The sequence below is a fragment of the Nocardia sp. CA-120079 genome (genome assembly GCF_050955745.1).
Taxonomy (GTDB): Bacteria; Actinomycetota; Actinomycetes; order Mycobacteriales; family Mycobacteriaceae; genus Nocardia.
In genome coordinates, this window is sequence record NZ_CP192088.1 from 9,204,129 (window position 1) to 9,226,810 (window position 22,682).

Consider the following 22,682-nt stretch of genomic DNA (forward strand, 5'->3'; position numbering starts at 1 on the left):
CGGCCCGATCCGTGACGCCGAAGCGAGGTATTGAGGATGGCCACTGGGGTGGGCCTGCGCATCGCCGAGGACAACTGCACAGCGGCCATCGTCACCGATAACGGCGAACCGACGTTCATCGTCCGCGAGTCGATCCTGCATATGTCCGATGACGGCGACACCGTCCTCGGCGGACCGGCTCCGGCCGGTCATACGCATTCGATCACCGGTTTCGCATCCTCGGTCGGGGATCCGGCCGGGATCTCCGTCGACGCCGGCGAGGCCTACCGGGCCGAGGATCTGGTCGCGACCGCACTGTTCTGCCTGATCAATCTGACCGCCGAACATCTGAACGGCGCCGCCGAGTTCTATGCGACCTACCCCGCGGGCTGGCCGTCGGAGTACGTGCTCTCGCTCCGCGACGCACTGGACTATCTGGGCCTGAAGTCGGTACTGCTGGTCAGCGAGGGCGACCTCCCCGGCAGCGACACCGTCGCACCGGAATTGGCCTACGCCTATGACGCCGCGCGCGCCGCGCTGGCCGCGGTGCTGGCGACCCCGGCGGGTGCGACCCCGCCGGATCCGAGCAATGCCGAGAACTCGACCGTGGTCACCGATGTCATCCCGGCGGTGTCGACGCCCGAGGTGCAGCCGCAGGCTTATTCGGCTGCGATGCCGGTGGCCGCACCGCTGGTCGCGGCGACCGCAGTCGAGGCGACCACCCCGGAGCCGCCGCCGGCCGCGACCCACAAGAAAGACCGCGGCACACCACTGCTGATCGCGGTCGCGGTCGGCGTCGGCCTGATACTCGGCGGCATCGGTGTCGCCGTGCTGTTCCGTGATCCTGGCTCGACCCCGGTGCCACCGGTGCGCGACGCCAAATCCGACCAGGTCTCGACGAGCCCGACCCCGCAGCCGCCGGTGAACCTGCCGACCGTGCCGGAAACCACGCCGCCGCCGACCAGCGAACCGCCGGTCGTCATCACCAGCAGCGAACCGGAGACCACCGAGCCGACCACGCCACCGCCGACCACCACTCCCGCACCGACCACGACGACACCGCCGACCACCACCCGGCCGAGCCGGACCACGACCACCCGTCCCGGCTTCCCGATGTGGACGCCGCCGACGTGGACGCAGCTGCCGTGGCAGCAGCCGATTCCGTTCGAGTTGGCGCCTCCTGGTTGATTTCGCAGCGACCTACCGGGGTTTGTGCCTTAAAGTGATCCGCTGACCGGTGTAGTGGTGGCACATCTCGTGCCGACGAAGGGACTTCATGCGCAAGTTGGTGGCGCGCAGCGCCGCGGTCAAGGCAGCCTCGATCGGATTCGCCGCGACCGTTTTCATCGCACCCCTGCTCGTCACCACCGCCGCTTCGGCCGAACCGGCAGCACCCGGGCAGCTTTCCGCCGAAAACCTGCCGCCCGAACTCGTCGAGGCCATCTCCCGCGATCTGAAGATGACGCCCGCCGAGTATCTGGAACGCTCCGCCAAGGCCCAGGAGCTCAGCGAGTACGCGGAGTCGTTCCGCAGCGAGCGCCCCGACACCTACGCGGGTGCCTGGCTCGGCACCGACGGCAAGCCGGTCGTAGCGGTCACCTCGGTCGATGCCGCCAAGATCGCCGCGGCCGACGGCTACCAGACCCATCTGGCCCCGATCTCGGCGAACGGCCTGGAGAACGCGCTGATACAGCTGAATCAGTGGATCAACACGCTGCCCAAGGAGATCTCCCAGTCGATCAACTCCGTCGCGGTCGACTTCCTCAACAGCCAGCTTGTGCTGTCGGTCGCCAATACGCCGGTCGGCCACGCGCTGAACCTGCCGACCCTGATCGCCAACGTCAAGGTCATCCTCTCGCCCAATAGCGGCGGCCCGATCGAACGCCGTCCGATGGGCGGCGACACCTACATCACCGCGCCGACCTCGCTGAAGGACACCTCGCTGCGCGGGGTCGATGTGTGCTCGTTCGGCTTCAACAGTGTGGACGCGGCGGGTAACGCGCTGAATATCAGCGCGGGCCATTGCGACCCGAACCTGGAAAAGGACGACCAGCACGCCGCGGTTTACCTGCCCAATGTCAGGGACATCCCGAACAGCATCGAGCTCGGCAACTTCGTCAAGGCTCGCCTCGGCGGCCCGACCGCGCTCGACTACTCCGTCATCAAGCTCAACGAGCGCTCGGTCAATGCGGGCATGGACCAGCCGTCGGTGCGCGGCTCCAATGGCACCACGCTGACCATCACCGGCACCGCCGAGCCGGTCACCGGCGCCCCGATCTGCAAGTCGGGCCAGTCCTCCACCTTCACCTGCGGGTTCGTGGTGGCCGATCGGGTCGAAACCCAGCTGTACACCGCGGAGGGCGTGAGCAAGACCGTGCGCGGCTTCGCCAGCTCGGCCTGCACGCTCGGCGGCGACAGCGGCGGTGCGATCGTCACGGGCACACTGGCCCTCGGCATCACCAGCGGTTCCAATGCCGCCGACGCGCCCGACTGCAACGAGGCCAATATCGCCCTCGCGCAATACGGCGGCACCGCGACGCTCGGTATCCCGATCCGCTCGATCCTGGCCGATATCGATGCGTCCGCCGGCGGCGGCGTCGGCACCGGCATCGCGCTGCGGACCCGTCCGAACGCCGGGTGAGAGGGCTTGTCGGACACCGTATTTCCGACAAACCGACTGCCGGTCCGTTAGTGGGCCGAACAACATCCCGACATAAGTAGGCATAACCGGCCGGACACCTTAAGGTATGGGCATGCTCCTGCCACGTATAGGTGAGTTCCGATCAGCTGCGCGACAGACCCGGGTCCGAAAAACAGTTATCGCCGCCTCGGCGGCGATTCTGCTGTTCGGTCCGACGGCAGCAGTGGCGAACGCAGAACCCGACCAGCCGGCCCTGCCCGCCGACTTGGCCGCCGCGGTCGCGCGCGATCTGAAGATCTCCCCCGAGGAGTACCTGCACCGGGCCGATCTGGCCCAGCAGCTCGCCGCCTTCGCCACCACAGCGCAGCGCCAGTTCCCGCAGGTCTTCGCGGGTTCGTGGCTCGCTGACGGCGGCAAGGCGGTCGTGGCGCTGGCACAGGGCCCTGGTGCCGACGAGGCGCGCCAGGCGGCCACGTCGGCCGGATTCGAGGTCCGCAATGTCGCCAAGAGCGAGGCGGCGCTGCGCGGCGAGAAGAGCGCGTTCGAACGCTGGCTGGAGGGCCAGCCCGAGGCGGTCTCCGCGCTGGTGCGCGGTGTGGTGGTCGATCCCGTCAACAACAGCATCGCGGTGCGGGTCGAGCAGGCCGGCCTGCCGATGCCGAACTTCGTCGACCCGTCGCGGGTCATCGTGATGGCCCCGCCGATCGCCGGTGAGCAGCTGCAGACCACCCCGGCCGCGGCTGCGATGCAGACTGGTCCGCTGGCCGGTGGCGACGGCTTCGCCTCGATCTCCGGGAAGACCTCGCTGCGCTGCTCGCTCGGCTTCAACGGCACGGACCGGGCAGGCAACGTCGTGAACATCACCGCGGGCCACTGCAATCCGGATATTCCGTCGGCGGGTTCGGGGAATGCGGCCGGCGTCTACGAGCTGGCCGGCGATCGGGCGGGTGCGCAAGTGGGCACGTTCCAGAAGTCGGTGCTCGGCTCCCAGGACTACTCGATCATCCGGATCAACGATCAGGCCAAGGACCGGTTCAGCAACAACTTCGTGCGCCAGCCCGGCCAGCCGGTCGCGGTCGAGGGCGTCGCCGTGCCGGTGGTCGGTGCGCCGGTCTGCAAGTCCGGTGCGCGCACCGGCTTCAGCTGCGGCATCGTGAATGCCGTCGACCAGACCGTGCAGGTCGGTGACCGGGAGCTCACCCAGGCCTTCTCCGCCAACATCTGCGCCCTGCCCGGTGACAGTGGTGGCGCGATCGTGTCCGGCCGGATGGCACTGGGCATCTCCAGCGCGTCGTCGGTGGCCGACTTCCCGATCTGCGAGATCCCGAATCTGATCGGTGCGCTCACCGGCAATGCGCCGCAGCTGTTCGCCCAGCCGGTCAGCGTCGTTCTTTCGGACAACCCGGGCCTGAAGGTCAACAACTAGCACTACCCCGCGAAGGGCCGACGGCAACGACGCTGTCGGCCTTTTTGCTGTCCTTGGACCTGATCCACTGAACTTGCGGTGCCCGAGACCACGTAAATGCCCTGTGGGGCCCGGCGACCTTCCGGCATCCTGGAATGCATGTGTTTGGTGTTGATCGGTTGGCGGGTCCATCCGGAGTATCGGTTGATCGTCGCGGCCAACCGCGACGAGTTCTACTCCCGCCCGACCGAGTCGATGCGATGGTGGTCCGAGGTGCCCGGACTGCTGGCCGGGCGCGATCTCGGGGCGCTGCGCAAGGTTGCGGGCGATCCGCCGGGTACCTGGCTAGGGTTGACGCGGGAAGACAAGGGCCGCAATCGATTCGCCACCGTCACCAATGTGCGTAATCCGAAGGACGAACGCGGCGATGCCCGTTCACGCGGCGCGCTGCTGATGGATTTCCTGCGCGGCACCGGCGACCGGCGTGAGCTACCGGGCCCGGAGCAGTATGTGCTCGACGTAGCCGCCGCCCCCGACGACTACAACGGCTACAACATGCTGGTCTCGGATCTCGAATCGCTGTGGTGGCACTCCAATCGCAGCGCACTACCGCCTCAGGAGCTGACACCGGGCTTCCACGGGGTATCCAACGGCATGTTCATCGCCTCCGCCGTCCCCGGCCCCGGGGCGGCATTCGAAGCGCCTCAACCCATTTGGCCCAAAGTCCACGGCGGTCTCAGCGACCTGCGCGCGGTGGTCGAATCGGATCCCGGCAATGTGGCGCGCTACTTCCAGGTGCTCGCCGATCGCAGCGAGGCGCCCGATGAGCTGTTGCCGCACACCGGAGTTCCGCTGCGGCGCGAGCGCACACTCTCGGCCAGATTCATCGCCAACGCACTGCACGGGACAAGGGCGAGCACGGTCCTGCTGGTGCGCGAGGACGGTTCGTTCGAGATGGCCGAGCGTTCCTTCGGACGCTTCGGACGGCACAGGGGCGAGGAAATCTTCAGCGGCAGTTTGGATTTGCGCGAGCACCAGGCCTGAAACGCAAACGGCCCGCTCCACGTGGGAGCGGGCCGGTCGAGTTGGATCGAGATCAGTTCGGCTGCTGGGCCGGCACAGGCTGCTGGGCCGAAGCAGGCTGCTGGGCGGGCACCGACTTCTCGGCGAACTTGGTGGTGCCGGGCGCCGCCTGCAGGGTGTTGATCAGGTCGATGCCCGCGAGGGTCAGGATCGGACCACCGACGGCGAGGGTCCCGAGGATGCCACCGATACCCGCGCCCGCGATCGCTGCCGGAATGCAGCCGACACCGAGCAGCGGCAGGCCGAGGATGCAGCCGATGACACCACCGGCGACGACACCGATGGCGGTGCCGACGAAGCCGCCGACCGCCGTGGCGATGCCGAACTGAGTGGAGAACTCGTTCATTGCCCGCTGGTCTTCATCCGGGGAGGCGATCGGCTTGGCGACGGCGTTGACCGTATTCACCTTTTGCTCGATCTTGACGCTCTGATCGGGCGTCAGCTCGAGCACCTTGCCATCGTCCTTGACGACCGGCTTGACATCGACCGGGGTCTGATCCTCGCCCACGTTGACGTCGAGCGGCACCGAGAGCACGGTGTTACCGAGGTCGTCCTTGACGGTGTAGAGGTCCGGGTCCTTCAATTCCTCGTCGGACTTCGTCAGCTCGAAAGTCCCTCCCTTGAGGGTCGCGACGACGGTCTTGTCCACGAGCTTGACGGAGTAGCTGATCGGTTGAGCGGCCGCGGGGGCGGGCTCGGCGTGAGCAACTCCGAATCCGACAGTCATAGCGCCGATGACCATCGTGGCAGCCGCGGTGGTGCTGCGGAGATTCATTCAGTTTCCAATCCATCATCAGGTTGTCTGCGCGCCGCTTCCGTACACGCGAGAGCGCTCATCAACCCGAGGTGGTCGGACCCCGGATTCTCCCCGAGCAGTGTGAAAGACATGCACATCAAACAGAACGTGGTGAGCGTAATCGAACCGACATGAAGATGCGAGATCGACTATTCCCACTGTGATCTCGGCGTGACATAAGCCTGTCCTTACCGCCGAGCATGCACCGAGCATTGTTTACGGTGGTTGACGCCCCGAACCACACCCGGATCGCGCGATCTTCGTGAAATCAATCACAGGCGAAAAGCCGGTCAAGCCCCAGGAAGAGGGGGCAAGAGGCAACCGCCGATCGTACGATAGACAGGTAAGTTACCGGCGGGTAACTTACCTGCAGTTAGGATACGAGCCAACCGGGTGGCGAGATCGCCGCCCACGCTCGTGTTGCCTCTAAAGAAAGGTCGCGACATGAATGCCCTGACATTGACGCTGGGCACGATTGGTGTGGCGTTCAGCCTGTTGGGTTGGGCATCATTCGTCGGTGGCGTCGGCAAAATGACCCGCGCGATCATGATCGGCCAGCCCGCGCCGGATCGTTGGCGACCATTCTTCCCGCGCTTGAAGACGATGATCGTCGAATTCCTCGCCCACACCCGGATGAACAAATTCCGCACGGTCGGCTGGGCGCACTGGTTGGTGATGATCGGCTTCCTCGGCGGTTTCATCCTGTACTTCGAGGCGTACGGGCAGACCTTCGATCCCGAATTCCACTGGCCGATCATCGGCGGTTGGGGCATCTACCACCTGTGGGACGAACTGCTCGGCATCGGCACCGTGATCGGCATCCTGGTGCTGATCGCCATTCGCCAGCTCAACCACCCGCGAGTGCCGGCGCGGCTGTCGCGATTCAGTGGTTCCCGGTTCGCCCCGGCGTACGTCATCGAGGCGATCGTGTTCCTCGAGGGCATCGGCATGGTCATGGTGAAGGCGGGCAAGATCGCCACCTACGGCCACTCCGAGGCCTGGACCGACTTCTTCACCATGCAGGTGGCCAAGCTGCTGCCCTCCAGCGTGGCCATGGTCGCCATCTTCGCGTTCATCAAGATGGTTTCGGGCAGCACCTTCCTGCTGCTGGTCGGTCGCAATATCAACTGGGGTGTGGCCTGGCACCGGTTCGCGGCCTTCTTCAATATCTACTTCAAGCGTGAGGACGACGGCGGCGTCGCACTGGGTGCGGCGAAGCCGATGATGTCCAAGGGCAAGCCGGTCGATATGGAGACCGCCGACCCGGACGTCGACACCTTCGGCGCGGGCCGGGTCGAGGACTTCTCCTGGAAGGGCTGGCTGGACTTCACCACCTGCACCGAATGCGGTCGCTGCCAGTCGCAGTGCCCGGCCTGGAATACCGGTAAGCCGCTCTCGCCCAAGCTGCTGATCATGTCGCTGCGCGACCACGGTGTCGCGAAGGCCCCGTATCTGCTGGCCGGCGGCCGCAAGGATATGGGCGGCGACGAGATCGGCCTGGTCGACGGCGACGGCAAGCCCGACGAGGCGAAGCTGGCCAAGATCTCCGAACTGGCCAAGGCCGAGGCGGAGCGTCCGCTGGTCGGCGGCGAGGATGTCAACGGCATCATCGACCCCGAGGTGCTGTGGAGCTGCACCACCTGCGGTGCGTGCGTCGAGCAGTGCCCGGTCGATATCGAGCATGTCGATCACATCATCGATATGCGCCGCTACCAGGTGTTGATCGAGTCGGAGTTCCCCTCCGAGCTGGCCGGTTTGTTCAAGAATCTGGAGAACAAGGGCAACCCGTGGGGCCAGAACGCCAAGGACCGGCTGAACTGGATCAACGAACTCGATTTCCAGATCCCGGTGTTCGGCCAGGATGCGGACTCCTTCGACGGGTACGAGTACCTGTTCTGGGTCGGCTGTGCGGGTGCGTACGAGGATCGCGCCAAGCGCACCACCAAGGCCGTCGCGGAGCTGTTGGCCACCGCGGGCGTGAAGTTCATGGTGCTCGGCGCCGACGAGACCTGCACCGGTGACTCCGCGCGCCGGGCGGGTAACGAATTCCTGTTCCAGCAGCTCGCGCAGCAGAACATCGAACTGCTGAACTCGGTGTTCGAGGGTGTCGAGCAGTCGCGCAAGAAGATCGTGGTCACCTGCGCGCACTGTTTCAACGCGCTGAACAACGAGTACCCGCAGGTCGGCGGCACCTACGAGGTGGTGCACCACACCCAGCTGCTGAACCGGCTGGTGCGCACCAAGCAGCTGATCCCGGTCGCCTCGGTATCGCAGAATGTCACTTACCACGACCCGTGCTACCTGGGCCGCCACAACAAGGTCTACAACGCACCGCGCGAGTTGATGGAGGCCTCCGGCTCCACCCTCGTCGAAATGCCGCGGCACGGTGAACGTTCCATGTGCTGTGGTGCCGGTGGCGCGCGGATGTGGATGGAAGAGCAGCTCGGTAAGCGGATCAATATCGATCGCGTCGACGAGGCGCTGTCCACCTTGAACGGTGGCAACGAACCGTCCAAGATCGCGACCGGCTGCCCGTTCTGCCGCGTCATGCTCACCGACGGTGTCACCGCACGCAAGGACAGCGGCGAGGTCGGCCAGGGCGTCGAGGTCGTCGATGTCGCGCAGTTGATGCTCGACGCCATCGACCGAGTCGACCCGTCGAACCTCACCGAGAACCTGACCGTGGTGCAGGAACCGAAACAGGCCCCCGAGCCGGAACCGGTTGCCGCCGAACCCGAACCGGCACCCGCAGCCCAAGCGCCCGCCGAACCGAAGGCGGCTCCAGCCGGTGGCGGTCTGGCGATGAAGGGCGGCGGCAAGGCACCCGGTGGTCTGGGTATGAAGGGTGCGGCCAAGGCACCGGGTGGTGGTCTCGGCATGAAGGGCGCCGCGAAGGCACCGGGCGCCAAGGCGACCCCGGCTCCGGCCGAGGACACAGCGACGGCGACTGCTCCGGCAGCCCCCGTCAAGGGCCTCGCGATGAAGGGCCCCGCCAAGGCACCAGGCAAGGGCCTCGGCATGAAGGGTGGCGCAAAAGCGCCCGGCGCCAAGGCAACTCCCGACGCCACCACCGAAGCAGCAACCGCCGCCGAGGCACCGGCGGCACCGCCGGTCAAGGGTCTGGCAATGAAGGGTCCGGCGAAGGCACCGGGCAAGGGGCTGGCCATGAAGGGCGCGGCAAAGGCGCCCGGAGCCAAGGCACCGGAAGCCTCGGCCCCCGCCGAAGCGGCCCCGGTAGCGGAAACCCCTGCCACCGAACCGGTTTCGACCCCGACCGAAACCAAGCCGTCCATCCCCGCCAAGGGCCTGGCCATGAAGTCCGGCTTCAAACGCCCCGGCCCCAAGGCCCCCGGCACGGCTACCCCGGCTCCCGCCGAACCGGCCTCCGCCACCCCGGAAGCCGCAACGGAACCCGCTGACGAACCGGCACAGCCCGCCAACGGCAACGGCACCCCAGCCGTCGCACCCCCACCCGCCAAGCCCGGCGGCCTCGGCTTCAAATCCGGCGCCAAGGCCCCCGGCCGCAAGAACTGACGGGTAAGCGGAAACAAGCGAGCGGCCCGGGTGTGCAATGCGCACCCGGGCCGCTCGTTTTCGTTGACCGCCGTCCTACGCCAACCAGTAGGTAATGGTGTTATAGGACAATTCGGCTCCTGACCGCGGTTCAGCGCTTGCCGGATGCGGCGCAGATGAGCAGCTCGACCATGGCAGTGGCTTTTTCGGACTGCGGCGGGTCACCGGTGATGACATCGCTCCAGACGAAAGCCTCGCCGATGCGCACGATCGCATAGGCGAGATCGCGGATCTCGATGCGCGGATCCAGATCGGGCAGCCCGGCCAAACGCTCTGCGACCCAATCGATCATGCGGGCCTGTACAACGGTGTAACGCGAGGTCAGGACGCGCAGTCCGTACTCTGGATCCTCGGCGACGAAGCGGGACAGCGGTTCGAAGGTGCGCACGGTATCGGCGAGCTTGCCGAAATTGCGGACGAAACGTGTGGCCGGCGCCCCGTAACCGCGCGCCTCGACCCGGGTGATCGCCTCCGCGATCACCCGCCACACCACCTCCCCGATCACCACTTCCCGACTGCCCCACCAGCGATAGAGCGTGGCGCGACCGATGCCGAGTTCGCGCGCGAGCTGCTGCATATCGATGCGGCGGCCGTCGAGGAACCAGCGGTGCGCGAGGTCGATCACATCCGCACGCGCCGGTTTCGATACGCCCGCCGCCTCGTCGGACACGACTACGGCCTCGTCAGCGCCGCATATCGAGCGAGATGCTGGTCACTGGAACCGAATTCGTATTCGATCGCGGTCAGCCGCTTGAAGTAGTGGCCGATCGCGAGTTCCTCGGTCATGCCCATGGCACCGTGCAGTTGCACGGCGTTCTGGCCGATGAAGCGCGCGGCCCGACCGATGGTGACCTTCGCGGCCGAGACCGCCCGCGCCCGGTCCGCCGCGGCCGCACCCAACGAGTAGACGGCCAGATACACCGCGGCAATGGCCTGCTCGAGCTCGATGAACATGTCGACCATACGGTGCTGGAGCACCTGGAAACTGCCGATCGGCCGGCCGAACTGCTGCCGCTGTTTGGCGTATTCGACAGTGTCCGTCAACACCTTTCGCATGCAGCCGACGGCCTCGGACGCGATCGCCGCGATCGCCTCGTCCGCCGTCGCATCGATCGCGTTCCATGCCGCGCCCTCGGCACCGAGCAGCGCATCGGCCGGCAATCGGAATCCGGTGAAGGTGATATCGGAGCCGACCCGGTCGTCGATGGTCCGATACGAATGCACCTCGACACCGACGGGCAGATCGGCGACATCGAATTCGGTGAGGAACAGCGAGATTCCGTCCTTGTCTCGCCGCTCACCGGCGGTGCGCGCGCTGATGAGCAGATGTGTCGCCAGCGGTGCACTGGTCACGACGGTCTTGACGCCATCGAGCACCCACGCGTCACCATCGCGACGCGCGGTGGTCGATACGTCGTGCAGCGTCTGTCCCGAGCTCGGCTCCAGCGCCGCGAACGCTGTCCGCGCCGCACCGGAAACGATCTGGCGCAGTACCGAATCCGCACGCTCGCCACCGCCGCGATTCAGCAGACCGGCGCCGACCACCACGGTGTCGACAAACGGCTCGACGACCAGCGCACGGCCGAGTTCCTCGGTGATGATCATCAACTCGACCGGACCACCGCCCATACCATCGACCCGCTCGGGCAGGGTTGCCCCGAGAATGCCCAGCTCCTCGGCGAATCCGCGCCACACTCCCGGCTGCCAACCGGCGTCGGAATGCGCCGCGCCCCGGCTCTTGTCCAGTTCGTAACGGGCGCCGAGGAATCCGGCCACCGCGTCGCGAAGCAGTTCCTGCTCATCGGTGAAGGTGAAGTCCATCAGAGCCCCAATGCTGCCTTGGCGAGAATATTTCGCTGAATTTCGTTGCTGCCCGCATAGATCGAGCCCGCCCGGTCGTTGAAGTAGCGCAGCGGCGCGACCGCCTGCCAGTCCGCGCCGCTGCGATATTCGTCGGCGGGCGGGGTGAATTCGGCGATCGGCCCGCCCGGCGCGGTGGCATGCGGCTGATAAACGCGGCCGCGCGGACCGGCCGCCTCCAACGCCAATTCCGTGAGCCGCTGACTCAATTCGGTGGCCAGGATCTTGAGCATCGAGGACGCCGGACCGGGATTCTTGCCCTGCGTCATCGCCGAAAGCGTGCGGTACTCCAGGATTTCGAGCACCTCGGTGCGAATCCGAGCCTCCGCCAACTTCGCCGCGAATGCCACGTCATCGATCAGCGGATTGCCGTCGGGTCCGGTCTGCTCGGCCGCCGCGGTGGCCACATCTTGGGCCATGACCTGCAGCATCGGCGCTGCCGCACCACCGCGCTCGTGCACGAGCAGATATTTCGCGACGGTCCAGCCGTCATCGATCCGGCCGAGCACATTGGCCTTCGGCACCCGGACGTTATCGAAGAAGACCTGGTTCTGCACCTGTTCGCCGGAGGTCATCACCAGCGGCCGGATCTCGATGCCCGGCGAGGTCATATCGATCAGCAGGAAAGTGATGCCCTGCTGCTTCTTCCCCTCGCGCGAGGTCCGGACCAGGCAGAAGATCCAATTCGCCGCGGTGGCATGGGTGGTCCAGATCTTGCTGCCGGTGCAGACGAAATCGGCGCCGTCGTCGACGGCGGCCATGGTCAGCGAGGCCAGGTCCGAACCGGCCTCCGGTTCCGAATAGCCCTGGCAGAAGAAGACTTCCCCGGTCAGGATGCGCGGTAGATAGAAGGCCTGCTGCTCCGGCGTACCGAACGCGACGATCGCGGGCGCGACCATCCGGATGCCCATCGGCGAGAGCGACGGCGCACCGGCCAGCATCGATTCGCGATTGAAAATGTAGTGCTGGGTGAGACTCCAATCGCAGCCACCGTGCTCGACCGGCCAGGCCGGTGCGGCCCAGCCGCGCTCGTGCAGAATGTGCTGCCATCGCATGCTGGCCTCGTGGTCCGGGTACACGCTCGTCGCCAAGCGCCCGGCCCGCCGCAGCTCCGGCGTCAGCTTCTCGGCGAGAAATGCGCGAACCTCGTCGCGAAAGTCCAGATCGGCCGCTGACCAGTCGTAATCCATCTGCCCTCCCGGAGGGATCTGCGTCATTGCATCGGGTCGCTCCGCGGCCCCACGAGACACAATGTACGTCTGTCTCACGCCGGAAATCAAACTGATGCCACCTGCCTGCACTTGTGGGCGCTAGCAGTCTTCGAAGAACGCCTTGACGTATCCGACGGACTGGTAGACGTAGTCGTAGGCCCACCTGGCGACCGAAAGACCTGGCTGCGGATCCACCATCAGCACCTCACCGTCCCAGCATTTCCCGAGGATGTAGCGGGCCCGCGAAATGTGCGGCGTGAAGGTGATGACGATGACTCGACGCCAACCCTGCGCCACGGCGAGTTCGGCGAGTTCACGACCTTCGCCACGCGTGGTGCGCGGCGACGGATCGAAGCAGGTGACCTGAAAGCTGTAGCGGCTGTGGCAGATGCGGTTCATCAGCGCGCTGTTCTCATACGGATCCGAGAACAGCACCCGGGGCGCGTAACCCTCTCGGGCCAGCCGCAGCCCCAGCGTCTCGCGCCCGTCGTGCGCGCCGCCGAGCACGAGAATCGCATCGGCTTTCACGGGTGCGTCCACCTGCGGCCGAACGTAAACCGGCCACAGACCAGCGACCGATACCACCACCACCGCAACGCCGACCACCACCCAGGCGCTGCGGGCCCGGATGCTGCGCTGGCGTCGCACGAGATCGATCGTAACCGGGCCGTCATCGAATGAGTTTACGCAGGCCAGAAGGCTATCCGTCATTCATGTCGCCACATGTACATCTGCTGTTGCCGAGACCCTTGCCTCGCTGACGTGGGGTGGCCATCGGCGGGACCTATCAATCGATCATGCGATGCACAGTCTTCGGAACCGGGTACCTCGGGGCCACGCACGCGGCGTGCATGGCCGAGCTCGGACATGATGTGATCGGCGTGGATATCGATCCGGGCAAGGTCGCGAAGCTGTCCGATGGTGTGGTGCCGTTCTACGAACCCGGGCTCGAGGAGGTGCTGCGCCGGAACCTGGACGCCGGTCGGCTGCGCTTCACCACCTCGTACGCGGACGCCGCCGACCACGCCCAGGTGCATTTCCTCGGCGTCGGGACACCGCAGAAGAAGGGCGAGTACGCCGCGGACCTGAAATATGTGCACGCCGTGGTCGATACGCTCGCACCGCTGTTGGAGCGGCCGTCGGTGATCGTCGGGAAGTCGACGGTGCCCGTGGGAACCGCCGCCGCATTGGGTGCACGGGCCCGCGCGCTCACCGACGCCGCGGTCGAGGTGGCGTGGAATCCGGAGTTCCTGCGTGAGGGTTTCGCAGTGAAGGACACACTGCGTCCCGATCGACTGGTGCTCGGCGTGGATCGCGAACGCGAAAGCGCCGCCTGGGTAGAGGAATTGGTGCGCGAGTTATATGCCGACCTGATCGCGGCCGAGGTGCCGTTCCTGCTGACCGACCTGGCCACCGCAGAATTGGTCAAGGTCTCCGCGAATGCCTTTCTCGCAACCAAGATTTCGTTCATCAACGCCGTCTCCGAGGTCTGCGAGGCGACCGGCGCCGATGTGACCATGCTGGCCGACGCCCTCGGCTACGACGCGCGCATCGGCCGCCGATTCCTCAATGCCGGACTGGGTTTCGGCGGCGGCTGCCTACCCAAGGACATCCGCGCGTTCATGGCGCGCTCCGGCGAACTCGGCGCCGATCACGCGGTGGCCTTCCTGCGCGAGGTCGACAACATCAATATGCGCCGCCGCACCAAGATGGTCGATATGGCCGCGCGAGCCTGCGGCGGATCGCTGCTCGGCGCCAATGTGGCGGTGCTGGGTGCGGCCTTCAAACCCGAATCCGACGATGTGCGTGACTCACCCGCGCTGAATGTGGCCGGGATGATCCAGCTGCACGGCGCGGTGGTGACGGTGTACGACCCGAAGGCGGCGGAGAATTCGCGACGGGTCTTCCCCACGTTGAACTACGCGACCTCGGTCACCGAGGCCTGCGATCGCGCCGATGTGGTCCTGGTGCTGACCGAGTGGGACGAATTCGTCGCATTGCGTCCGCAAGACCTCGATCCGGTGGTTCGCAAACGGTCGATCATCGACGGTCGCAACTGTCTCAATCGAGCCACCTGGAGAGACGCCGGATGGGTGTACGCCGGACTCGGCACACCGTAGAGTTGCCTGCGACGCGGGGGCGACGCCGGGACGATCAGATCCTGCCTTCGGGTCTGTCGGACGTCGGCGGTAGGGTCCCGAGAGCGGGCCGATCCCCCGGCGGGCGGCGCAGGCTCGCATGTCGTGATGTGTGAAACGGGATGGGCAGCTGATGAGTTCGGTTCTGGGAGTTTCGGTGGGGGCCGGCGCCGTCCGTATGGCGCGACCACACACCGCGAGCCCCCACGGCCCCATCGCCCCGCATTCCTTCGATCTGCAGACCATTCCGGTCGTCGAGCACCAGGTGGAGGAGCTGGCCGCCGAGGCGATCGGCGTGACGCTGGAATCCATGCCGGGTATCGCGGCCACCGCGATCGCCTACCGCAGTGAGCAGCATGCCAAGGCGCTGCGCGCGGCCATGGCGCGTCAGCAGCTCACCAATTACGAACTGGTGCCCGAAATCGTCGCGGCGGTCGAATTCGCGCAGGCCACCGGGGATATCCGCGGCATCTCCTCACTCGTCGTCTATGACCTCGGCAGCTCCGGACTGACGGTCAGCGTCGTCGACACCCAGACCCGTGAGATCCGCCACAGCGAACGCACCAGCGATATCAGCGGCGACTACCTGGATTCGCTGATTCGCGAACAGCAGATCGCCTCGGGCCGGATCGCGCATCCGCCGGATTCGGCGGGGCTGGCCGCCCTGGACGCACTGTGCCGCGAGGCCAAAGAGCAACTGTCCTCGAATACTGCCGTGGCGCTGCCCAGCGAACAGGGGCTGGTGCTGCTGGCCCAGGAGAATTTCGAAGCCCTCATCATGCTGGCGATCGAATCGTCGGCGCGGATGGCGCGCGATGTCATCGTGCGCTCGGATCGTCCGGTGCACGGTGTGCTCGCGATCGGCGGTTGCGCGCGAATTCCGCTGATCGCCAAGGTCCTCGAACGCTGGATGGGTGTGCCGGTCATCGTGCCCGACAGCCCGGAGACGGTGGTCACCCGCGGTGCTGCCCTGATGGCGCGTCCGGTGCGCACGGTCGTCCAGACCCCGCAGCAGTACGCGCCCACCGCGGATTCGCTGCTCGATGACGATGAGCTCTCACCCGCCTGGCTGTCCGCACCGCCCAAGCGGCGCCGCGGCAAGCGGGAAATCAATGGTGCGGTGCTGACCGTCAGTGCACTGGCTGTCGTCGCGGCGATCGGACTCGGACTCGGTTACGGCCCACAGGTTCTCACGCGCGATTCGCAGAGCAGCGACCACCCGACCTCGGTCTCGCCGACCAACCCGCCACGCACCACCACCCTGGACCCGCAGATCGCCGTCGCCCCGGCCAGCACCACCGAGTCCGCGGAGTCGGTGGCCGCCCCGCCTCCGTACCGCGCGACGACCACGGAGCCGCCCCCGTCCACGCCCGGCCCGAATACCATTGTCGTGCCAGGACTTCCGCCGATCGTGGTGCCGACGATTCCGCCCGTGATCCTCCCTTTCCCGCCGCCCGCGCCGCGCTGAACCGGTGACCTGCACTCCCCAGCGAAGCAGGCTATGCGGCAGTTGCCGAGGGGCGGAACCCTCATCGCCCCACGCGCTCTCGGATCCGGGCGGCGGTTACCGAGCGGCAGGGCCGTCCTCGTCCCAGGATCCGCGTGGATCCGGGCGGCGGTAGCCGCGCGGGTCGGTGTCGTAGTCGGGCTCGTAGTCCTGCGGATCGGCGCTGCGGTAGCCCCGACTGCGTTCGTATGGCCGGGAATTCGAGGGTTGGTCGTTCCAGGCAGCCGGGCCCGGCTCGTCATCCCGGGTCGGGGCCGAGGTCCGTTGGCGGCTGGGAGCGGCGGCGGAGGGGCGGGACGGCGAGCGACGGGAAGGTGCGGACGTCGCGGACTTCGCATGCCGCGAATGCCGCGCGGGAGCAGCGGGTTCGGGCTTGTGACCGAAGGGCCGGGCGAGCATGACGGCGATGGCAGTGGTCAACGGGACCGAAAGGGCCAGCGCGATACCGCCGACGGAGGAGCGAGCGATTTCGATGGCGACCGCATCGCCGGTCAGGACGTCGCGGATGGAGCGTCCCGCGACACTGAACAGCAGCAGCAGCGGAAGCGCGCCACCGGCGTAGGCCAGCACCAGGGTGTAGACCGTGCTCGCGATATGGTCCCGGCCGACGCGCATGGCGGCGGCGAAAACCTCCCGGCGCGACGCGGATTCATCGATGGCGGCGAGTTCGAAAGCGGCCGAGGCCTGGGTGATGGTCACATCGTTTAGCACACCGAGCGAACCGATGATGAAGCCCGCCAGCAGCAGACCGGTAATGCTGACGTGCTCGATGTAGGTGGCGACGTTGGTGTTCTGTTCCTCGGATAGGCCGGTCAGATGCGTGACCTCGATGGCGATCCAGGACAGCACCGCCGCGACGATCATCGATGTCAGCGTGCCGAGCAGCGCGGAACTGGTGCGCAGATTCACACCGTGCGCCAGATACAGCACGGCATACAGGATCATCGCACCCGCGACCAGCGCGACCGGAATAGCGGGCTTACCGTCCAACAGTGCGGGCAGCATGAACAGCACGAGCACCGCGAAGGCGAAGACCAGCCCGAGCAACGCCCGCAACCCGCGCCAGCGCGCCACCACGATGACCACGACCACGAAGGCCAGCACGATCAGGGTCAGCGGCAGCCCGCGCGAGTAGTCCTCGAACGAGTACAGCGGCATTCCGCTCGGATCGGTCTGTCGCACGATCCGGATGTGGTCACCGGCATGCAGATCGGGTTGTCCTGGGCCGGGCGCGATTTCGAACAGGGTGTGATTGCCCTTGTGCGGACCGGAATCGATGCTGATCAGACTGCGCTGACAGGTGTAGCCCGCGGCGCGCGGCTGCTCGGGCTTATCGATGAACACCTTGCCGATCGAACTGCTGCCACATGCGCCGACGTCCTGCAGCACCACCGTTCCGGCCTCGGTCTGCACCGCGCCACCGCCCGCGTTCTGCATCGGCAGCGGGATGTCGATGTGCTGGCTGCTCGGCCACAGCACGATCGCGGCGATCACGACCACGACACCGATCGCGGCGAGCAACCCGACGACCACCCGGGCCGCGGTCGCGCCGATCGCGATGGGGCCGGAATGGTCGTGGTGATGGTGATGATCACTCATGGCTCACCGGACTCCTACCTTCTCGTCTGTAGTCCAGGGTGCGAGCTTAAAGGATTTCATTTTCAAGATCGGATTCACGGACCGGCAGCGACCGATAATGCGTCAGGAAGGTTCCGAATGGAAAATCGGGAGGGGGCGGCGGAGAGCAGGGGGATGTCTCCGCCGCCCGCAGGTTGGCGCCCAGGGGGGTAGGCAGCCTAACCCGAGGTCAGGTTGTCCAGGGGGGGTAGACAACTTGACCGGGCACTCGAAGTGCCAAGAGACACTGTACACAAAAAGTCTCGTTTAGCGCTAGCTAGTAACCAAAACTCGCAACTATCCGTACACCGAGTATGTTTTGCCCCCCGAAGCGGGGCGATCCAGTAGCCCAGCGCACGCTGACAAGGGGTTTCGGACCGCCCAGTCCCTACTGCCGGTAACTCGACAGGAAGTTCCCGAAGCGCTCGATCGCCACCGCGAGATCCCGTGCCCACGGCAGCGTGACAATCCGCAAATGATCATGATTCGGCCAGTTGAACCCGGTGCCCTGCACCATCAAGATCTTCTCCTGCAGCAGCAGATCCAGGATCAGCTTCGAATCATCGCGGATTTCATAGACGTTCGGATCCAACTTCGGGAACGCGTAGAGCGCACCCTTCGGCTTCACACAGGAAACACCCGGGATCATATTCAGCCGCTCCCACGCGACATCGCGCTGCTCGAGCAGTCGACCGCCGGGCAGGATCAGATCCTCGATACTCTGATGCCCGCCGAGTGCCACCTGAATCGCGTGCTGCGCAGGCACATTCGGGCAAAGCCTGGTCGAGGCGAGCAGATCGATGCCCTCGAGGAAACCAGCCGCATGCTCCTTGGGTCCGGTGATCGCCAACCAGCCGGAGCGGTAGCCCGCGACCCGGTAGGCCTTGGAGAGTCCATTGAAGGTCAGGCAGAGCAGATCGGGCGCGAGCGTCGCCAGCGAAATGTGCTTCGCGTCGTCGTAGAGGATCTTGTCGTAGATCTCGTCGGCGAGCAGCAGCAGCTGATGCTTGCGTGCGAGGTCGACCAGTTGCTGCAGCACCTCAGTGGAGTACACCGCACCGGTCGGGTTGTTCGGATTGATGACCAGCAGCGCCTTGGTCTTATCGGTGATCTTGGCTTCGATATCGGCGATATCAGGCTGCCAGCCGTTGGATTCGTCACACAGGTAGTGCACCGGAGTGCCGCCGGCCAGGCTGGTCATCGCGGTCCACAGCGGATAGTCCGGCGCCGGGATCAACACCTCGTCACCGTTGTCGAGCAGCGCCTGCATAGTGATGGTGATCAGCTCCGAGACGCCGTTGCCCAGGTAGACGTCGTCGACATCGAGTTCGGGAAAACCGGGGACCAGCTCATAGCGGGTCACGATGGCGCGCCGGGCCGACAGGATCCCCTTCGATTCGGAGTAGCCCTGGGCATACGGCAGCGCGGCGATGATGTCGCGCATGATCACATCGGGCGCCTCGAACCCGAACGGCGCGGGATTGCCGATATTCAGCTTGAGGATGCGATGCCCCTCCGCCTCCAGCCGTGCCGCATGTGCGCCCACCGGTCCACGAATTTCGTAGAGGACGTTCTGCAGCTTCGTGGATTGCTCCAGCACGCGCGGCGGGTGATGCGGTAGATGGCTAGGACTCACCCTGCCTATGGTGCCAGTGTTCTTTGCCGCGTGGCCGCGGCGGGTTCGCGGCCCCCTGGTGTCTCGCGTCCGAGCCGTCGAGACTCGCGACTACGTCGCATGCGCTTCGACGGCTCGGACGCGAGACGGGCCGCGAACGGGTCGCTCGTAAGACTCACTCCGTCGTGGTCACTGACGGCGGATCGTTCAGCACCTGACGCACCCGCATCAGATGGGACGAACCAGATGCCCACAGCCCATGCGCTTCCACCACCCGGACGCAACACAGGCCGCGAACTCCTCGCTCGTAAGACTCGCATCGTGGTCGACAGTGCTTGTAACTGCAGCTTGGTCCAGTGCGCGCACCGCGGGATCAGGCCGGCGAATTGCCCGGCGGGATGCCTTTGGCCGCAGTTGTTCCGCAGAACTCTTCGATTTTCTCGTCGAGGAAGCGCGCCTCGACGGCGTCGCGGAACTCCGGTCCGGCGATCCGCCGCCGCAGCCCGACCAGCCGTTCCTCCAGTTGGGCGATGCGTTTGTCCTCGGCAAGGCCGAGCACCGGAACCAAGGCGGCGGTCGCACCGTCCAGACTGCCGTTGATCAGATGCGCCGCGGCGCTGTCGACCCGGGCCATCGCCTCGGTGCCGTAGGAACGCCGCTCGGACGGTCCGTTCGCGTACAACTCGATGGCCTGTTGCGTCGCGGCCAAGGCGGGTTCGGCCTGACCGAGATGGATATAGGTCGCGCCCGCGTAGTAATGGGCCTTGGCCTCGTTGAAGCCGAAGACGCCGCCGACCTCGTCGTGCAGGGAGTCGGTATCGGACACATCGCGGGCATCGTCGGCGGCCCGGATACAGCGATCGGCGTCGGCATCACTGCCCAACCGGGACCAGATTCTCGCCTCGATATTCAATAGTCGAACCTTGGCCGTGGCCGACTCGGCGAAGTCCTGCCCGCTCTGCGCCAGCAACACTCCCCGACGCGGTCGATCGGACCAGTATTCGATCAGCGCGTGCATGCCGCGGGTCCAGGCACGCAACCCGTTGTGACCACACAATTCCGAATAGGCCCAGGCCGCTCTGATCTGCTCGCCCGCGGCATCGAGATAGCCGAGGTCGGTGCTCGCATTGGCGAGCAATCCCGACAGCGTGCCTGCCAGCAGATACAGATGGCTGGTATCGGCGGGACGCTGATGCCCCTCCAGCAGCCGGTACACCCGGCGTCGCACTCGCAGCATCTCCACCATCATCGGTACCGGCGGGATGTGCACATATTCGTTCGCGATGCGCGTGACATCGGCATCGAGCTGCTCCAAGGTGGTAGCACCCACATTGGTGCTCTCGGCCTGGCCGGCGTGCTCGCTCGCCTCGTGGGCAGCCGCCATGATCAGATCCCTCTCCGAAATCGCCGCTAACGCATCACCTCTCATCGCACCGGCGTCTATGAGAGCCAAAAGATCCGCGTCACTCGAATAATTGGCGCGAGCCGAGACATCGGCCCGCCTGTCGAATCCGGGCGCGGTCGGTCGATCGAATACAGGTTGATCGATCATGGCCGCAAACCGCGCCCGCACAACATCGTCGGACCTGGCCAGGGATGTATCGAGGGCAGCTTGATTCACCGGACGTGGATGGACCCGCGCTCCGCCGGCCTCCCACTTCGAAACGAGCCGCTCGTGCACACCCAGATGCGCTGCGAACTCCCGGATACTCATCCGCCTGGCATCGCGAAGGGCACGGGCCTCTTTACCTGACCACTGCCGAACCACGACGTCATCCCTTCCGAACGAACTCCTTCCCAGGGTACGAGCGCTTTGTGAGTGCGGCCACAGGCAAAAGCCATCCGCTATCAGAGGCAGCGGAATGGCAGTAGAAGGCGAGCGGGTGGGCGATTCCCGAATCGCCGTCCGGCACAGGACCCTTGGACACGAGGAGGCAAGGAGTTGACCGTGAATGTGGAGAAACTCAGAACAGTCGACGATTGGGTGGCCTATTACCGGCACGAGTTCGGATTACCGGTCACCGAACGCGGCGGGTTCGTGATGCTGCCCATCACCGGCCGCGTCTGCGTTGTCCACCTGCCGACGATTCGGGCCGAAAAGGTCAGGGCCGCACTGGAACAGCAGGGGACGAGGGGCCCCATGCTGGCCAGGCAGATTCGCTGGAGCTTCCTCGCCGAGCCGGACAGTCGGCCGGGCGCGCAGGTATTGGAGGTGCTGAACCGTCACGACATTGGCATACCGGCCATCGGCAGCGCCGTGATGTTGCCGACCGGGCTCGGTCGGTGGACCCGGGAAGGGTGCTTCTGGGTCAACCCACCGAGTCGCGGCGACACGCTCCCACCGTTATCCGTCGTCATCACGACGGCACTCGCGGTGGGGGCGGGTGGCGGGGACTGAATGCGTCGTCGGTCCCCGCCGCCGGGCCTACCGAGTCCGCCCCTCTACTGGCAGTCGACAGGGGCGGGCTCGGTCGGGTGCTTTTTCGGGCCGATCCGACATGGGCGAAGAGGCAGCGAAAGGGCAGTGGGGTTGCGTCCTGGAGCCGAAACCCGTACGCATCCGCAAGATTCGAGCGAGACGAGGAAGCTCGTTCGGATCGACGCCGATGCGTACGGGTCCTGCCGCTGATCGCAACTCTTTCCGGGTCGTCGAAACCCGTACTGCCACAGACTAAGTGGACAGCGGGAAGTTCAGATACGACCGGGAGGGCGTCGGTCCGCGCTGGCCCTGGTATTTGGAGCCCGCGGTGGTGCTGCCGTAGGGGTTCTCGGCGGGACTGGTCAGGCGCAACAGGCACAGCTGACCGATCTTCATACCCGGCCACAGGGTGATCGGCAGATTCGCCACATTCGACAGCTCCAGTGTGATGTGGCCGCTGAAGCCCGGATCGATGAAGCCCGCCGTCGAGTGCGTCAACAGGCCGAGCCGTCCCAGGCTGGACTTGCCTTCGAGCCGACCGGCCAGGTCGTCCGGCAACGTGCACACCTCCAGCGTGGAGCCGAGCACGAACTCGCCGGGGTGCAGCACGAACGGCTCACCCGGGTCGGGCTCGACCAGACTGGTCAGCTCATCCTGACGTTGTGCGGGATCGATATGGGTGTACCGCGTGTTGTCGAACACCCGGAACAGCCCATCCAGCCGCACATCGATACTCGACGGCTGGATCAGATTCTCCAGGAGCGGCTCGACGCCGAGACGCCCAGCGGCGATCTCCGCACGGATGTCACGATCGGAAAGCAGCACGCCGACGAGCGTA

At 66.0% G+C, this 22,682-nt stretch carries 16 protein-coding genes and 1 pseudogene; 8 read left to right on the top strand and 9 right to left on the bottom strand.

All coding sequences use genetic code 11. The annotated features are described in order from the left end of the window. Positions 1 to 36 precede the first annotated feature (36 nt). The 4 genes from ACQPYR_RS41600 (at position 37) to ACQPYR_RS41615 (ending at position 5,069) form a co-directional block, all read left to right on the top strand. On the top strand, positions 37 to 1,167 hold the full coding sequence (locus ACQPYR_RS41600) for a hypothetical protein (RefSeq protein WP_433625372.1): 1,131 nt from the start codon (positions 37 to 39) through the stop codon (positions 1,165 to 1,167). An 88-nt stretch (positions 1,168 to 1,255) separates the two neighbouring features. Beyond that, positions 1,256 to 2,620 carry a S1 family peptidase gene (locus tag ACQPYR_RS41605; protein ID WP_433625374.1) on the top strand — a complete coding sequence of 455 codons (1,365 nt, stop codon included), beginning with the start codon at positions 1,256 to 1,258 and terminating at the stop codon, positions 2,618 to 2,620. Positions 2,621 to 2,843: 223 nt separating this feature from the next. Beyond that, positions 2,844 to 4,046, top strand: a complete 1,203-nt coding sequence (locus ACQPYR_RS41610) for a S1 family peptidase (protein ID WP_433625376.1) — start codon at positions 2,844 to 2,846, stop codon at positions 4,044 to 4,046. A gap of 138 nt (positions 4,047 to 4,184) precedes the next feature. Next, positions 4,185 to 5,069, top strand: a complete 885-nt coding sequence (locus ACQPYR_RS41615; RefSeq protein ID WP_433625379.1) for an NRDE family protein — start codon at positions 4,185 to 4,187, stop codon at positions 5,067 to 5,069. A gap of 52 nt (positions 5,070 to 5,121) precedes the next feature. Here the strand turns inward: ACQPYR_RS41615 and ACQPYR_RS41620 are convergent, their stop codons facing one another. After that, entirely contained in the window at positions 5,122 to 5,883 is a 762-nt protein-coding gene (locus tag ACQPYR_RS41620; protein WP_433625382.1) for a hypothetical protein, read from the bottom strand. Positions 5,884 to 6,348: 465 nt separating this feature from the next. Here ACQPYR_RS41620 and ACQPYR_RS41625 point away from each other — a divergent pair, with 465 nt between their 5' ends. Beyond that, positions 6,349 to 9,438, top strand: coding sequence for a heterodisulfide reductase-related iron-sulfur binding cluster (locus ACQPYR_RS41625; RefSeq protein ID WP_433625384.1), 3,090 nt, complete (start codon positions 6,349 to 6,351; stop codon positions 9,436 to 9,438). 130 nt (positions 9,439 to 9,568) lie between these two features. On the opposite strand, the gene ACQPYR_RS41630 is transcribed toward ACQPYR_RS41625, so the two are convergent. The 4 genes from ACQPYR_RS41630 to ACQPYR_RS41645 form a co-directional block, all read right to left on the bottom strand. Next, a complete protein-coding gene (locus ACQPYR_RS41630; protein ID WP_433625387.1) occupies positions 9,569 to 10,147 on the bottom strand; it encodes a QsdR family transcriptional regulator in 579 nt (192 codons plus the stop codon). A gap of 2 nt (positions 10,148 to 10,149) precedes the next feature. Continuing rightward, the gene (locus ACQPYR_RS41635) at positions 10,150 to 11,298 is read right to left on the bottom strand and encodes an acyl-CoA dehydrogenase family protein (protein WP_433625388.1); all 1,149 of its coding nucleotides are present in this window, start codon (positions 11,296 to 11,298) and stop codon (positions 10,150 to 10,152) included. After that, positions 11,298 to 12,527: an acyl-CoA dehydrogenase family protein gene (locus tag ACQPYR_RS41640; protein WP_433625391.1), complete on the bottom strand. Its 1,230-nt coding sequence runs from the start codon at positions 12,525 to 12,527 to the stop codon at positions 11,298 to 11,300. The genes ACQPYR_RS41635 and ACQPYR_RS41640 overlap by 1 nt, the downstream gene beginning before the upstream one ends. A gap of 120 nt (positions 12,528 to 12,647) precedes the next feature. Continuing rightward, positions 12,648 to 13,196, bottom strand: a complete 549-nt coding sequence (locus ACQPYR_RS41645) for a YdcF family protein (RefSeq protein WP_433625394.1) — start codon at positions 13,194 to 13,196, stop codon at positions 12,648 to 12,650. Between the two features lie 149 nt (positions 13,197 to 13,345). Here ACQPYR_RS41645 and ACQPYR_RS41650 point away from each other — a divergent pair, with 149 nt between their 5' ends. Further along, positions 13,346 to 14,668, top strand: coding sequence for a UDP-glucose dehydrogenase family protein (locus ACQPYR_RS41650; RefSeq protein ID WP_433625396.1), 1,323 nt, complete (start codon positions 13,346 to 13,348; stop codon positions 14,666 to 14,668). Between the two features lie 151 nt (positions 14,669 to 14,819). Further along, positions 14,820 to 16,154, top strand: a complete 1,335-nt coding sequence (locus ACQPYR_RS41655) for an Hsp70 family protein (RefSeq protein WP_433625399.1) — start codon at positions 14,820 to 14,822, stop codon at positions 16,152 to 16,154. Between the two features lie 369 nt (positions 16,155 to 16,523). Here ACQPYR_RS41655 and ACQPYR_RS41660 read toward each other — a convergent pair. From ACQPYR_RS41660 to ACQPYR_RS41670, 3 genes and pseudogenes are all read right to left on the bottom strand, one after another. Beyond that, positions 16,524 to 17,792, bottom strand: a pseudogene (locus ACQPYR_RS41660) (YibE/F family protein); the annotation flags it as partial. A gap of 406 nt (positions 17,793 to 18,198) precedes the next feature. Further along, complete coding sequence (locus ACQPYR_RS41665) at positions 18,199 to 19,455, bottom strand: pyridoxal phosphate-dependent aminotransferase (protein WP_433635394.1); 1,257 nt, start codon at positions 19,453 to 19,455, stop codon at positions 18,199 to 18,201. Between the two features lie 343 nt (positions 19,456 to 19,798). Further along, positions 19,799 to 20,809: an XRE family transcriptional regulator gene (locus ACQPYR_RS41670; protein WP_433625402.1), complete on the bottom strand. Its 1,011-nt coding sequence runs from the start codon at positions 20,807 to 20,809 to the stop codon at positions 19,799 to 19,801. Between the two features lie 564 nt (positions 20,810 to 21,373). On the opposite strand from ACQPYR_RS41670, the gene ACQPYR_RS41675 reads away from it, so the two are divergent. Then, entirely contained in the window at positions 21,374 to 21,823 is a 450-nt protein-coding gene (locus ACQPYR_RS41675; RefSeq protein ID WP_433625404.1) for a hypothetical protein, read from the top strand. Between the two features lie 273 nt (positions 21,824 to 22,096). Here the strand turns inward: ACQPYR_RS41675 and dcd are convergent, their stop codons facing one another. Continuing rightward, a complete protein-coding gene (gene dcd, locus ACQPYR_RS41680; protein ID WP_433625407.1) occupies positions 22,097 to 22,669 on the bottom strand; it encodes a dCTP deaminase in 573 nt (190 codons plus the stop codon). Positions 22,670 to 22,682: the final 13 nt, after the last annotated feature.